This window comes from Bacillus sp. FSL K6-0972 (assembly GCF_037976035.1).
Lineage (GTDB): Bacteria > Bacillota > Bacilli > Bacillales > Bacillaceae > Bacillus > Bacillus haynesii.
Window position 1 is genome coordinate 4,022,041 of record NZ_CP150260.1, and the last position, 14,229, is coordinate 4,036,269.

The window sequence follows — 14,229 nt, forward strand, 5'->3', positions numbered from 1 at the left end:
TCTAATCGCGCAACTGTCTTCCGGTCAAGGTCAGGAACACGGTTTCCAAATTAGGCGCTTTTTCTTCCAATGAACGAATCTCGGCCCCGTTCTTCATCAGCTTTTCAATAATCTGGTTTAAATTGTTGACGCCTGCATCCGAGTTGATTTTGATCGTATTGTCTTCAAGAGCAGCCACCTCCACGCCGCTGATCGTTTTCAGTTCGCCGATATCGATATTTTCTGCAGATTTAAGAACGACCTGAATATCTTTCGTGTTGGTAATGATCGATTTCAGCTGCTCCTTCGTTCCCTCGGCGATAATTTTTCCGTGATCAACGATGGCGATCCGCGTACAGATCTCTTCAACTTCCTCCATATAATGACTCGTGTAAATAATCGTACATCCCATCGCATTTAACTTTTTGACGGACTCCAAAATATAATTTCTCGAATGCGGATCAATTCCAACCGTCGGTTCGTCCATGATGATCAGCTTTGGCCTGTGGGCGATCGCGCAGGCGATATTGAGCCTTCTTTTCATCCCGCCGGAAAAATTTTTCGGAAAGCTTTTATGCTTATCGCTTAAACCGACGAACTGCAATGCTTCTTCAACACGATTGTGCAAATGGGCACCGCGCAGACCATAGAGCCCGGCAAAAAACTTCACATTTTCATATGCCGTTAAATCCTCGTAAATGGCCAGATCCTGCGGAACAATGCCGATATTCATCTTGGCGAACTTGCGGTGTTTTGCAATGTTTTTTCCGAGAATCAAAATCTCGCCTTCATTGCTTCTCAGCAAACTCGAGATCATGTGAATGGTCGTACTCTTTCCCGCTCCGTTTGCCCCGAGCAATCCAAATATTTCGCCCTCTTCTATAGAGAGTGATATATTGTCGACGGCAACGAAGTCGCCAAATTTTTTCGTTAGATGATGGATTTCCAATACATTCATGTTCTCACCTCATTTTGATTTCATTATAAAAAAAAGATGAATGGTGCAGCAGTGCAGCATTTCATCTTTTTCACATGAGAAAATTCATATTCAATTCATGAAATCATTCATGCTTGGGCAGCAGGGTGGTGACAGAGAAGCCGTTCGAACCGTCAACGATCACCTTTCCGTTAACAGAAGCGGCCCGTTCCTCCATCCCGATAATCCCCATCCCTTTCTTAATTTTCTGCCGCCCTTTTCCGTTGTCTTTCACTTCGGCTTTAATGAGCGTATTCAGCACATGAATATAGATGGATACATGTGTCGCATCAGCATATTTCACAGAGTTTGTCAGCGCTTCAGTGATATTTTCAAAAATAATCTTCCATTGAATCTGAGAAATAACATCCAAATCGCCTTTATGCAAAAATGAAATATTCATATGGTACTGCGCCGAACATTCATCGATAAACAGCTTCAATCTGTGGATACCCATCTGTTCTGAGGGCGGTTTGACGCTTTTTAACGTCAATCTGATGTTTTCAATCCCGTCCTTGGAGATGTTAATCGCATTTTGCAGGAGCTCGGAAGCTTTTTCCTTGTCTATGTCAAGAATGCGCTTCGCCGCTTCAAGCTGAATGAGCGCTCCTGTCATGGAATGGCCGATTTTATCGTGTATTTCCTGGGAAAGCCGGTTGCGCTCCTCAAGCTTATACGTATATTCGGATTGTCTGATAAACTCTTTGTTTTCACGCAGCATGTTTGTTAGCTTCTGCAGGTCTCTTCTCGTTTGGTCAATATGATGTTCAAGCTTTTCAATCCGCGTTGCATCATAGCTTGCCGCCCAGTACAGCAAAAATTGAAATGCGGTTGCCAACGCGTAGACCGCTAAGATGCTCTCATTGATAAACAAGACCGGAACGATTGAAGCGGCAAGAACCGCCCACTTCGGCAGCCCGAAATTGGCTGCTCCTTCATACAGATTAAAAGGAAGGAATAAAATAAATAAGGGGTGCACCTCTGCATAAGAAAAAATTGAAATGATGACAGAAATGATAATAAACAGCTTTTTTATTTTTCCTTCAGGTAAAATCGCAATCCCGAGGTTGATACAGGCGTAAACAAGAAGGCTGAACACAAGCCACGGCAGATTGTCAATTTCCGAAGAAACGCATTGATAGATGATGAATCCCAACAAAATCAGTTTGCCGGTCATAATCCGCAATTCCATGGTGATCCCCCAAGTTAAAAGTTAACTTTTCCGGTTAAATAATAAATCGCAATTTGTGTCCGGTGTTCAAGCCCCGTTTTCCCCAAAATCGAAGAAATATAATTGGCGATCGTACCTTCAGAGATAAACAGCTCTTTCGAAATTTCTTTATTGGACAGCCCTCTGGCGATCAGCGCCATAATCCCGAGCTCGCGTTCGGTAAACAGGCTTTCGTCTATCTTAGGTTCCGCTTCTTTATGCTCCGCCAAATTGGACTTAATCTTGTCGAGGATGATATCCTGCATCACAATATGGCCGTTGAACACACTTTTAATCGCGTCTCTGATTCGCTCGGGCTCGGCATTTTTCAGCAAATAACCTTTTGCTCCGTTCCGTATCGCAGCGACGATGTATTCGTCGTCATCAAACGTTGTTAAGATAAAAGGCTTGGTGCCCGTTTCTGAAATAAACCGCGCAGCTTCCACTCCATCCATGTTGGGCATGCGGACATCAAGCAGTGCAATATCCACAGCTTGGGCGCGGCAAAATTCGACCGCCTGCAAGCCATCCTCCACCGTCGCCAGCACTTCAAATTCATCATAAGTGCTCAATATGATTTTCATGCCCTCTCTTATGAATGAATTGTCATCCGCAATGATCACTTTAATTTTCATCTTTTGAACGGAGACCGGTCCTCCGCCGTGCACATCCCTTCTGTCAAAATGCAAAAGCCGGGTCTTTCGCCCTGTTCATAACATTAAATTACCATGAATCAGCCCCTGTTAAAATAAAAAAAGCCAATCCTTTTCAGGAGATTGGCTTTTTTAGTAAAACTACAAGTATTTGACCGCTGAGACAACGACCATGATCCATGCGGCAATAAACGCTACGCCGCCCAGCGGAGTAATAGCACCGAGGACGCTGATTTGCGTAAGGCTGAGGACATATAAGCTTCCTGAAAATAAAACGATTCCGGCAAACATCAGCCACCCTGCCACAGATACGCTTCCCGCATCTGTAAGTTTTGCCGCGATAAGCGCGACGGCAATTAAACCGAGCGCATGATACATATGATACTGAACGCCGGTCTGCCAGATTTGCAAATATTTCTCGGGAATTTTTCCTTCAAGACCATGGGCTCCGAACGCCCCTAAAGCAACCGCAAGCATAGCATTGACAGCACCTAAAATTAAAAATAATTTCACGATCAAATCGCCCGCCTTTCTTTTATCATCATAGCGTACACGCTCTGAATTTCAACGTTTGCAAATCTCATGACACGATATTGTCATATTTCTTTTTCCTAAGCTGTATCTGTTCCGCAGCAATCGCTACAATTGTTCCAAGGACAAGCCCGTTGCTTAAAATGGAAACAAAAACAGGATGCATTCCTTTCAAAGCAATTTCAGGTACAAACATGACCCCCACACCGGCAAGGAGCGCAATCCCGGTAACAAAACGGATGCGGCCGGCCTCGTCCTTTTCATAAGAATCGAATTCAGCAAATGCCAAGCCGACCATCGTTGAAAATACGACGAAGTTCACCGCAAAACCGACCGGAGACGGCAGGCTGGCAAAAGTATTCATAACCAGCGGGAAGAAGCTGATGACGATCACGATCAGACTCCCGAGCAAAAACGGTTTTTTGGAAGACATTCTCGTCGTTTGAATAAACCCGGCCGCCCCGGATATCGGCACCGTCCCTACAGCTCCGAGCAAACCGCTCAGCAAATGGCTGACGGAGGCGATAAATCCGGCCGGACGGGCACGCTTCCTCTCCTCCAGCTTCTCAAACTGTCTGACCGCTCCTTCAACCACCCGTATGCTGGCGAGCATATTGACGATTAACAACACTGTAATAAACAGCGAAGTAACGACTAATCCGCTGTCAAACAGCGGCATCCCGAAAGGAAAAATATCAGGAAGGTGGAACAGCTGGTTCGCACGCTCAGGCGCCTTCGCCACACCGAATACGGCAAATAAGACCCAGCCGCCGAAAAGCGCAATTAAAATTGAATATTGCTTGAGAACCGGAATGTTTGACCGGCTCATTAGAAACGTAGCCAGCATAATCACAACCGCCAGCAAAAACACGGGTATATCGACCTCGTTTTTCCGGTAGCCGATCCCCATGACACCTTTAACGATCGGATCGCTAAGCTGGATGACCAGCAGCAGTAAATAAATGCCCGTCACAACAGGAGTAAACATCACAGCCAGCTTATCAATGACTTTAAACAAACTAAAAATAAAGAAGAAAACCGCGCTTAACAGCATCGCTCCCTGCAGCCCCTGGAGCGTTTCGATATGAGTCGCAAATACGGTCCCTGTAAGACCGGAATAAATCGTGTATACGCCCCACCAGAGGCCAGCCGGACTCTCATTAATCGGCAGGCGGTGTCCTACTAAACATTGGATAAAAGCCGTTGTGCCGAGCACGAAAAAAGTGCTTTGAACCAGCCCTGCAGTCTCTGCCTGGTTCAGCCCGAATGACTGCCCGATTGCAATGGGCACCACGATTGCGGACGCAATAATAAATGCCGTCCATTGTAAAGCCCCAAAAAGCAGTTTCAAGTTGATCAACCTCTCTTTTTTAAAACAGCCGGATGGCGCCTAGAAATCAAAAATAGAATCTCCGTTGCCGTCATCTTCATGCTTTTGTTTCTCTTGTTTTTTGTATTGTTCAGCACCGGCGCTCCCCATCATTTTTTCTAGCATCAGCTGATCGCTCGATGGTTTATTGGCCGTTTGAACATAAGGCGAAGACTGGACGGACGGCCGCTGCTGCGGTTCAACAATGACGTCGCAAAGGGAGCGGATAACCGCGATATGCATTTTCAATTCGTTTTCCTGGTTGCATTCCTTTGCTTTTTTCAATTCGTCCTCCATCTTCTGCAGTAAACTTGATATATGTATGTTCATCAAATCGATCCTCCAAACCGTTTTCAGTTTCCATTTCATTTTACCAAATTAACTTCTCTCATGCCGAATGCACTTTTCAAATATCCGTTGCAAAAAATTGCCTCTCTCGCTATAAAAAATATGGTCTTTTACATTTCAAAAAAAGATATCTACGGGCAAAATGCGGGTGAAAACACCGATTTTCTCACGGTCAAAAGTTGACAGCTGAAAAGACTGTCACACATAATGAAAAAAACTTCACTCGAATTTCTAAAAGCGAAAGGAAACAGGGAATGGCAGAACAAACAACCCCTATCGAAACGACCGTTACCGAGCAAAAGCGATATTTTTTAAGCGGGGCAACACTCGCTGTTGAAAATCGTCTGGAACAGCTCAACATTCTTAAAGATGCTGTAAAAAAATATGAACGGGACATACTTGAGGCTCTACAGAAAGATCTTAATAAATCAGAGCACGAAGCCTATATGACGGAAATAGGCATTGTACTGGAAGAAGTCCGCTTCATCAGCAGACGATTAAAAAAATGGGCCAAACCGAAAAAGGCCAAAACGGCCTTCTCGCACATCGGTTCCAAAAGCATCGTCATTCCTGAGCCTTACGGCACGGTCCTGATCATCGCGCCATGGAACTATCCGTTTCAGCTTGCCGTCTCACCCCTGATCGGCGCACTTGCTGCGGGGAATACCGTCGTCATCAAACCGTCTGAGCTTGCTCCCGCCGTATCAAGCGTCATATCCGAGATGATCAAGGAAATCTTTCCGCCCGAATATGTGTCCGTTATTGAGGGCGGAGTGGAGACGAATCAAGAGCTTTTGCGGCAAAAATTTGACTATATCTTTTTTACGGGCAGTGTTCCCGTGGGCAAGGTTGTCATGGAAGCTGCAGCAAAACAGCTTATTCCAGTCACCCTCGAGCTTGGCGGAAAAAGCCCCTGCATCGTGCACAAGGATGCTGATCTCAAGCTTGCAGCTCAAAGGATTGTTTTCGGAAAGCTGACAAACGCAGGACAGACGTGCATTGCGCCTGACTATCTGCTCGTACACAAAGATGTGAAAAGCGAGCTGATGCGCGCTCTGAAACAATCGATCCAAACATTTTACGGAGAAGAGCCGGAAAACCATCCGGCGTACGGAAAAATCATAAGTGAACGTCATTTCGAACGGTTAATCCGCTTTTTACAAAACGAGAATATCGTCACAGGCGGAACATATCAAAAAGGCGGACTCAAAATTGCACCGGCCATTATCGATGAACCTGACTGGGAATCGCCGATCATGCAGGAAGAGATTTTTGGACCGATCCTCCCCGTCATCGGCTATGAAACAATCGAAGACGTTATCCAAATGGTTCAAAGCCGCCCTAAACCGCTCGCGCTCTATTTGTTTACGAATGAAAAACCGGTACAGAAGCACATCCTCAGCCGGATTTCATTTGGCGGGGGGTGCATCAATGACACGCTGATGCACACAGCCACACCTTACCTCCCCTTCGGCGGCGTAGGCGAAAGCGGAATCGGAAGTTACCATGGGTATCACAGCTTTAAGACGTTTTCCCATGAAAAAAGCGTTTTAAAACAGACAAACCTGTTTGACATTTCATTCCGTTATCCTTCATCGAAAAACGGGCTGCGGATCATCAAAAAACTTCTCAGGTAGGATAGGAGCGAGACAAACGAAGAACCGCTTTTTTTAGCGGTTCTCGCGATTTTAAAGATTCGGAAGGGACCAATCAATCGGCTCATCCCCGATTTGTTCCAAATACTGATTGGCTCTTGAAAACGGCCTGCTCCCGAAAAACCCGTTTCTAGCCGAGAATGGGCTCGGATGCGGCGATTGGATAATAAAATGCTTAGATGTATCGATTCGTTCTTTTTTCATTTGGGCATGCCGGCCCCAGAGAATAAAAACGACCGGCTTATCTCTTTTGTTTAAAACATCTATTATACTGTCTGTCAGCTGTTCCCAGCCTTTTCCTTTATGCGAATTTGCCTGGCCCCGCCTCACGGTCAAAACGGTGTTCAGCAGCAGAACGCCTTGCTTAGCCCAGCTCACGAGAGAACCGTGATTGGGGATGTCGGCTCCAATGTCATTCTGCAATTCTATAAAAATATTTCTCAAAGAAGGCGGTGGATTGACACCGGGTTGCACGGAAAAACTTAAGCCATGGGCCTGACCCGGACCGTGATACGGATCCTGGCCGAGAATCACGACTTTAACACTTTCATAGGAAGTATAATGCAAAGCATTGTATATATCGTTCGGTTCAGGATATACGGTGTGTTCTGCATACTCCCTTTTCAGCATTTCCCTCAGTTCTTGATAGTAAGGCTTATTAAACTCGTCATTCAGCTGTTGCCACCAGCTGTCATTCAAAATCTGTTTCAATGTTCAGGCCTCCTTAATTCAATTGTCTTGCAGCAGTGAGCCTGGATGCGACCGGTTTTCCGTCCCAGACGATTTCGCTTTCCGCTTTCCTTTTTTTCATGGCAGGTTCTTCGAGAAGCACGAAAAAGTTCTTTGTCGGCAGCTTGCCAAGCTGATGCTTTTCACTCAAGACATCCAAATAATACTGCCTCATTCCGCCAAGATCTCCGGACTGGTTGTCACCCTGGTCTGAAAACGCATAGATGACGCTTGCGAAAGGAACCCTTTTCACCCGAAACCGCTCAGCGGCTCTCAGGAAAAAGTCCCAATCCCAATAATTGTGGACAGCAGGATCGAAATAGCCGATTTCGTCATGAAGAGAACGTTTGTACATACTCCCTGAAGGAACATATGTAGAAAACTTCCTCATTTCATCCAAGTTAAAGGAATACGCAAAAAGATAACGGCTGATCGGAATTCTTTTATCCTCTTTTTCTTCGAAAGACACGATCTCAGCATCCGAATAAACAAAATCGGCGGTCTCCAGCGCATTCAACATTCTTTCCATATGACACGGAGTGAAAAAATCATCATCATCACACAGCATAATAACATCTCCGGAAGCTTCTTTCACCCCTATATTTCTCGCTTTTACATGCTTCACGTTTTCTTTCAGATGGATAACTCTGATCGGAAGGTCTGAATAAAGGCGCTCAACAAAGTCGACGCTCTCCCCGGCATCATTTACAATAATGACTTCAAACGGTGCAACAGACTGTTTTGTAATGGATTCAAGCAATTCGCACAAAGCGGTGACCCGATTATGCGTGACAACTACGATAGATATGTTCATGTTTGTGATATACGCTCCTTCTTATTTCATTCTAAACATATTAAATCATAATGCGAATGATTTCACATGGATCAAAAGATGGTTTGGTTTTTTATGCCAATCCATTCACGAAATTTGGCAGAGGACCGCTGCACTATAAAGCGACAGCCATTTCATTGTGATCTTGCGAAAAGCTGTCTATAATAAGTAATAAGCCAACTTTGGATGGAATCTCTTATCGTGGAGGATTGACTGAACATGACAATGCATAAAGCACTGACAATCGCCGGCTCTGACTCAAGCGGAGGCGCCGGCATTCAGGCGGACTTAAAAACGTTCCAGGAAAAGAACGTCTATGGAATGACGGCCCTTACGGTTGTTGTCGCCATGGATCCTGAGAACAATTGGAATCATCAGGTATTCCCAGTTGATACGGAAGTCATCCGCGCCCAGCTGTCGACGATTGTGGACGGCATCGGTGTAGATGCGATGAAAACGGGAATGCTTCCAACCGTTGACATAATTGAATTGGCGGCAGACACAATCAAGAAGCACAGCATGAAAAATGTCGTCATTGATCCTGTTATGGTATGTAAAGGGGCAAATGAAGTGCTGTATCCCGAACACGCAAAGGCCTTAAGAGAGCTTTTGGCCCCGCTTGCCACGGTCATTACGCCAAATCTTTTTGAAGCCGGCCAGCTCAGCGGACTTGGAGAAATTAAAACGGTTGAGCAAATGAAGGAAGCGGCAAAGGCCATTCACAACCTCGGCGCCGAACACGTCCTCATTACAGGAGGGGGCAAACTGAATCACGAAAAAGCGGTAGACGTATTATTTGACGGCCGGGATGCAGAGGTCATCGAAAGAGAAAGAATTGACACCCCATACACACACGGGGCGGGCTGCACCTATTCCGCGGCGATTACGGCTGAGCTTGCCAAAGGTTCAAATGTAAAAGAAGCCATTTACTCTGCAAAAACGTTCATTACGGAAGCGATTCGCGAATCGTTTCGTTTGAATCAATACGTCGGGCCGACGAAGCACTCCGCTTTGCGACTCAGCGGCAAATAAAAAAAGCCCCTTTTACATAAAAGGGGCTTTCAGCTTTCCCGTTTGATCGTTCTTGCAGATGACCTTAAGAAGGTCTCGATCGATTCCACAAAAAGAGCATATTCTTTCATTTGTTCATAAGTGTCTTGAAGTTTCTTTTGTACTTCTTCATCATTCGGGATTGTTTTATCTTCAATACCGCCGATCAGCTTCTTCATCTGAAGAAGCAAACCATTGTATTCCTCTCTCGTATCCTCAATATGATCCGCTATTTTTTTCAAACGCACGGCTGTCAACTTCTGCTGATTTTGATCCAAAAAAACAACCCCTTTATCACTGCACTCTCTCTAAAAAAAGCATATCATAAAGGGATTGTACAGAAAATAGCAAACCGCAGCCGCTCCCTTTATACCACCGTCCAGGATGTCACATTCATTATGATTTCTTTTCTGGCACTGATCCAAACATCATTATTTCCCGGGTAAGGAAAATATCTTGCCGTAAAGACTTCCTCTCCCCCATTCACGAAGATTTCAATAGAAGATGCGTCTAAAAAGATATTTAAATCGCGAAGCTCATGTAAACGGCACTGTCTGGCTTCCGTTCTTTCATCAACATAACTGTTTCTCTCCAAGGTTATGATGCCGTCTGCTTTATTGTAAATGAGTCGCGCGGCACCCCTGAAGGAAATCTCAAAGCTCTCTTCAATAAGTTGCGGGCTGATGAAAAGCTCGGCTTTATCCGGTTGAACAATGTCCAGTTTTTCGGTGCCTTGATTAACTGATATTGCCGCGTTTTTTTCGTTTTGGCGGAGCGTTCTAAGCTCCGCGACCGGTTTTTGAACGATTTTATCATTTTGCAAATACAATTCCCTCGGCAATGTCATACAGTGCACCCATTGATGCGGAATCGTCGGCTGGCTCTGTTCATCCTGGTCTGGAACACCCATCCAGGCAACCAATATCCTCCGGCCTGATTCGTCTTTTGTCGTCTGCGGCGCATAAAAGTCAAAGCCGCGATCAAGCTCTTCAAAATCCCCGTGTGTAAAACCGGGTTTCTGCTCGTTCAATTCACCGACAAAATAGCCTGACTGATAGACGTTTTGGTAGCGCATCTCCTCTGCTTCAAGGCCTTGCGGGCAGACAATTAAGACGTCTTTGCCGCCCAGTTCGAACATGTCAGGGCATTCCCACATATAGCCGAATTCCCCGAGTTGACCTGTATTTGAACCTGTGATGTCGCCAAGGAACTGCCAGTCCTGCAAATTATTCGATTGAAACAGCACCGCCCTGCCCTCAAGGTTTTCAGTCTGGGCGCCGAGTACCATGTACCAGCTGCCGTTCTTTTTCCATACTTTCGGGTCGCGGAAATGAGCCGTATATCCTTTCGGAAGCCTTGCAACAACCCCCTGCTTTTCAAACGAGTTGCCGTCTTTTGAGACGGCGAGACATTGATAGGTCTCCCTATTTCCCTCGGCGTCTCTAACATTCCCCGTATAAAACAGATGCAGCACATCATTTTCAGCGATCGCGCTTCCTGAATAACAACCGTTTTTATCAAACCAGTCGCTCGGCGTGAGGGCGATCTCTTCATGCCGCCAGTTAACGAGATCTGTTGAAGAGTAGTGTCCCCATAACTTTGCTCCGTGCCCCGTTTTAAAAGGCATCCACTGATAAAAAAGATGGTAAACCCCTTTCCACTGAATGAACCCGTTCGGATCATTCAGCAGTCCGACAGGAGGCATGATATGATAATGCAGCCGATAGGGATCAAGATTTACAATATCCCGGTATTCTTCAACCCGGTTCATTGCCTTTTGACGAAGTTCCTGATCTTGATTCATCGTTTTCCCCTCACTTATGTCACTTTTTCTCGTCTTCATTAATACCTAAGATAAAGGCTGTGATAAACGCAACAGACACAGAAATCGCCATTCCGATTAAATAATGGATCAGGTTGCCCATTCCAAGCGGAGCGACAATCGCAATCATCGGAATTCCCGTCAAACCGTAGGCGTTTGCTGCAACATTCATAAAGACAACGTATGCTGCCCCCAGCGCTCCCCCGGCCATTGCCGCAATAAACGGCCTGCGGTAACGGAGGTTGACACCGAAAATAACAGGTTCGGTAATGCCGAGAAAAGAAGAGAAAGCAGCAGGTAAAGCGATTTCTTTTGTTTTTGCACGCTTTGCCAAAAAGAAGACAGCAAGTCCGGCCCCGCCTTGGGCGACATTGGACATAGACCAGATCGGAAGCAGGTAGTTCCTGCCGATATCAGCGATAAGGCCGGCCTCAATCGCATGGAAACTGTGGTGAACACCGGTTAAAACGATCAGCGAGTATGTTCCTCCGAAAATCAATCCGGCAACAGGCCCGGCAAAGTCATATACATATGTTAAAACGTTTGTAATCCCAGTACCTAGCATTCTTCCTAAAGGACCGATTGCGATAAATGCAATAAATCCTGTTGAAATAATCGTGACAAACGGTGTTACTAAAAGATCGATCGCATTTGGAACGATTTTTCTTACGCCTTTTTCAATTTTACTCATCACATACACGGCAAGCAAAATTGGAACAACGGTTCCTTGATAGCCAAGCATCTCGATTTTGAGTCCGTAAAAGTTCATCACATCCGGTGATGCAGTTGCCAATCCCCAAGGATTGAACAAGCTCGGGTGAATTAAAATTCCTCCAAGTACAGCCCCTAGGTAAGGATTGCTGCCAAACTCTTTCGCAGCACTGACACCGATCAAGATTGGAAGGATAATAAATGCCGCGCTTGAGAACATATCAAGCATTTTATACAGCGCCGCATCAGGATCGACCCACTGAAATGCCTTCATCATTCCCAACAGCCCCATTAATAAACCGCTTGCAACAATGGCCGGAATGATTGGCACGAAAATATTTGACAGCGTTTTCGCGAATCTCGCTAAAGGATTCATTTTTCCCTTTGCAGCATCGCTGTGCTGAACCGTTTCCTTTTGATCAAGATTCAGCTCTTTGGCAAACTGTTCATACACTTTATTAACAAGCCCTGTTCCGAAAATAATCTGGTATTGACCAGAGCTCGAAAAGGCTCCTTTTACACCTTCCAGCTCTTCGACCTTTTCCTGGTCGATTTTTGCTTCGTCCTTAATCACCAAACGAAGCCTTGTCGCACAATGAGCTGCACTGATGACATTATCTTCTCCGCCAAGAAGTTGTATAAGACGTACAGCGATTTCTTTGTGATTCATGATGACTCCTCCTTTTTTTTTAAAAAAAGCAGAAAAGACCTAAAATTCACCAACGAATGGAGGATAGATTCTCCCCATTCATCTAGCAAATTTTAGGTCTTGCCTGCTTTACCAGTCACAATCCCCGGTATTTATTTTTTAATACGCTTTCATTTTATTATGTGATAACGCTTTCGTCAACAACTTTTTTATTTTCTGTGAAAATCGACCTAAAAAAAGCCTGATCGCGCGTTATCAGGCGGTATTACCTATAGGAATCATTTAAACGCTGGACATGCAGCGTAATATATCCGACTTCTGATTCCGGAAGATGAAGATCATATTCAGTTTTTACGTAATCCGCCAGCCCTGCCGCACACCGGTAGCTTTCAGGATACTTTTGCCGGATGAAATAAAGCATGTCATCGTCCATGACATGAAACGCTTCATTTGATTCCAGCCGGTTGATGGCATACCTGAGATGCGTGACAAGACGCTGATATGAGATGCTGTTTTCGTCAATCTTCTGATTGAAACAGCATTCGATTTTTTCTATCAATTCTTTGATGATGTTCGTGTATTTAAGAGTCTTCTGCATGTTTTCCGCATCCATTTTGGCGGTATGAATATGCAGCGCAATATAACCCGCTTCATCATCAGGCAATTCGACTTTCAATTTTTCTTTGACCAAATCGATTGCCCAGAGTCCGATCTCATATTCTTTTTTATAAAGCGCTTTGATTTCATTTAATAATTTATTTTGAATGACGAATCCTTTGCGGATTCGCTCGATCGCAAATGACAAATGATCCACAAGGGCGATGTGGATATGATCGCTCAACGGTGCGGACAGCTGCCCTTCCGCATAGCTGATGATCTCTTCAGCAGCTTCAATATGTTCTTCCGGAAGTGTTTCGAGGATTTGTTTAAACTTTTCATTTTCTTCATGAATGGTAAAAATTTTTTCTACCTTGTTTCTTGGAATGGTATCATTTTTGCCTTTTTGAAAAGCGATACCAGGCCCCATGACTATTTTTTCTTGACCATCCTCCTTTATGATTGCTGCATTGTTGTTCAATACTTTATAGATTTTCAAAGCTGTCACCCACTTCCCGTTATGAGTGGGATTTTACCTTGTTTAAGTTCCCGTGTAAAGAGTTGGTCCGGCTCTTACCCTCTTCACTGCTTTTTTGCAAACAGCCCGGTTAGGTTCTGTCGTAAAACTGCCGGGCTTCACTCTCTTACAGCCCGACATCCGCTCTGTTTGCTCTTCTCTTTTTTCCGAAAAGCCGCCTGCCTGATAAGCATCGGCAGCCTGATATGTACCGCCGGCGAACGCCATCACCTTCATCTGATTCTCTCTGACAGGCATCACCGCATTCAGCAGCACCGCCGTCCATAACTTTAAAAATGATATCAAACCTTTCATACCGATCCCTCCAGTTTCGTTTTGATAAAACTAGCAACTCTATTAAACTTTCTTGCTCTATCTTATCCCAGCAAAATGAAAATGTTTGTCACAATGTGTGTGCAAAATGATTCTAGTTTTTAGAAGTTTTGTTGAAAACTGCTGGAATCGCATGATTCAGCGGAAACAAACCATGAATTCAACTTACTCACAGCTTATCCTAAGGATAAACACATATTACCCACAGGGAATATCCACATATCCACATATTTATTCAATATTTAGTATAAGAACGTACATTCCCTAC

15 protein-coding genes are annotated in these 14,229 nt (G+C 44.9%); 2 read left to right on the forward strand and 13 right to left on the reverse strand.

Features of this window, described 5'->3' with window-relative positions:
• Position 1 precedes the first annotated feature (1 nt).
• The 6 genes from MKX80_RS20495 to MKX80_RS20520 all read right to left on the reverse strand — a co-directional run bounded on the left by MKX80_RS20495 (position 2) and on the right by MKX80_RS20520 (position 5,048).
• Complete coding sequence (locus tag MKX80_RS20495) at positions 2 to 937, reverse strand: ABC transporter ATP-binding protein (RefSeq protein ID WP_154998452.1); 936 nt, start codon at positions 935 to 937, stop codon at positions 2 to 4.
• 103 nt (positions 938 to 1,040) lie between these two features.
• Positions 1,041 to 2,147: a histidine kinase gene (locus MKX80_RS20500; protein ID WP_154998455.1), complete on the reverse strand. Its 1,107-nt coding sequence runs from the start codon at positions 2,145 to 2,147 to the stop codon at positions 1,041 to 1,043.
• A gap of 14 nt (positions 2,148 to 2,161) precedes the next feature.
• Entirely contained in the window at positions 2,162 to 2,800 is a 639-nt protein-coding gene (locus MKX80_RS20505; RefSeq protein ID WP_154998481.1) for a response regulator transcription factor, read from the reverse strand.
• A 159-nt stretch (positions 2,801 to 2,959) separates the two neighbouring features.
• Positions 2,960 to 3,331: a DUF423 domain-containing protein gene (locus MKX80_RS20510; RefSeq protein WP_154998457.1), complete on the reverse strand. Its 372-nt coding sequence runs from the start codon at positions 3,329 to 3,331 to the stop codon at positions 2,960 to 2,962.
• 67 nt (positions 3,332 to 3,398) lie between these two features.
• On the reverse strand, positions 3,399 to 4,700 hold the full coding sequence (locus tag MKX80_RS20515; RefSeq protein ID WP_154998459.1) for a purine/pyrimidine permease: 1,302 nt from the start codon (positions 4,698 to 4,700) through the stop codon (positions 3,399 to 3,401).
• Between the two features lie 39 nt (positions 4,701 to 4,739).
• The gene (locus MKX80_RS20520; protein ID WP_043925224.1) at positions 4,740 to 5,048 is read right to left on the reverse strand and encodes a YwdI family protein; all 309 of its coding nucleotides are present in this window, start codon (positions 5,046 to 5,048) and stop codon (positions 4,740 to 4,742) included.
• Positions 5,049 to 5,320: 272 nt separating this feature from the next.
• Here MKX80_RS20520 and MKX80_RS20525 point away from each other — a divergent pair, with 272 nt between their 5' ends.
• Positions 5,321 to 6,703 (forward strand): aldehyde dehydrogenase, encoded by a 1,383-nt coding sequence (locus MKX80_RS20525; RefSeq protein WP_268333018.1) that lies wholly within the window; start codon positions 5,321 to 5,323, stop codon positions 6,701 to 6,703.
• Between the two features lie 51 nt (positions 6,704 to 6,754).
• On the opposite strand, the gene MKX80_RS20530 is transcribed toward MKX80_RS20525, so the two are convergent.
• Complete coding sequence (locus tag MKX80_RS20530; protein ID WP_154998464.1) at positions 6,755 to 7,432, reverse strand: uracil-DNA glycosylase; 678 nt, start codon at positions 7,430 to 7,432, stop codon at positions 6,755 to 6,757.
• Between the two features lie 13 nt (positions 7,433 to 7,445).
• A complete protein-coding gene (locus MKX80_RS20535; RefSeq protein WP_234112380.1) occupies positions 7,446 to 8,264 on the reverse strand; it encodes a glycosyltransferase family 2 protein in 819 nt (272 codons plus the stop codon).
• Between the two features lie 237 nt (positions 8,265 to 8,501).
• Between MKX80_RS20535 and MKX80_RS20540 the strand changes: the two genes are divergently transcribed.
• Positions 8,502 to 9,314, forward strand: a complete 813-nt coding sequence (locus MKX80_RS20540) for a bifunctional hydroxymethylpyrimidine kinase/phosphomethylpyrimidine kinase (protein WP_268342612.1) — start codon at positions 8,502 to 8,504, stop codon at positions 9,312 to 9,314.
• A 29-nt stretch (positions 9,315 to 9,343) separates the two neighbouring features.
• On the opposite strand, the gene MKX80_RS20545 is transcribed toward MKX80_RS20540, so the two are convergent.
• The 5 genes from MKX80_RS20545 to MKX80_RS20565 form a co-directional block, all read right to left on the reverse strand.
• Positions 9,344 to 9,610, reverse strand: a complete 267-nt coding sequence (locus tag MKX80_RS20545; RefSeq protein ID WP_043925229.1) for a hypothetical protein — start codon at positions 9,608 to 9,610, stop codon at positions 9,344 to 9,346.
• Between the two features lie 89 nt (positions 9,611 to 9,699).
• Positions 9,700 to 11,136 carry a sucrose-6-phosphate hydrolase gene (locus MKX80_RS20550; RefSeq protein ID WP_216929935.1) on the reverse strand — a complete coding sequence of 479 codons (1,437 nt, stop codon included), beginning with the start codon at positions 11,134 to 11,136 and terminating at the stop codon, positions 9,700 to 9,702.
• Between the two features lie 19 nt (positions 11,137 to 11,155).
• Positions 11,156 to 12,535: a sucrose-specific PTS transporter subunit IIBC gene (locus MKX80_RS20555; protein WP_154998715.1), complete on the reverse strand. Its 1,380-nt coding sequence runs from the start codon at positions 12,533 to 12,535 to the stop codon at positions 11,156 to 11,158.
• 244 nt (positions 12,536 to 12,779) lie between these two features.
• Positions 12,780 to 13,610: a PRD domain-containing protein gene (locus MKX80_RS20560; protein ID WP_154998713.1), complete on the reverse strand. Its 831-nt coding sequence runs from the start codon at positions 13,608 to 13,610 to the stop codon at positions 12,780 to 12,782.
• A gap of 42 nt (positions 13,611 to 13,652) precedes the next feature.
• Complete coding sequence (locus MKX80_RS20565; RefSeq protein ID WP_154998711.1) at positions 13,653 to 13,943, reverse strand: hypothetical protein; 291 nt, start codon at positions 13,941 to 13,943, stop codon at positions 13,653 to 13,655.
• Positions 13,944 to 14,229 lie beyond the last annotated feature (286 nt).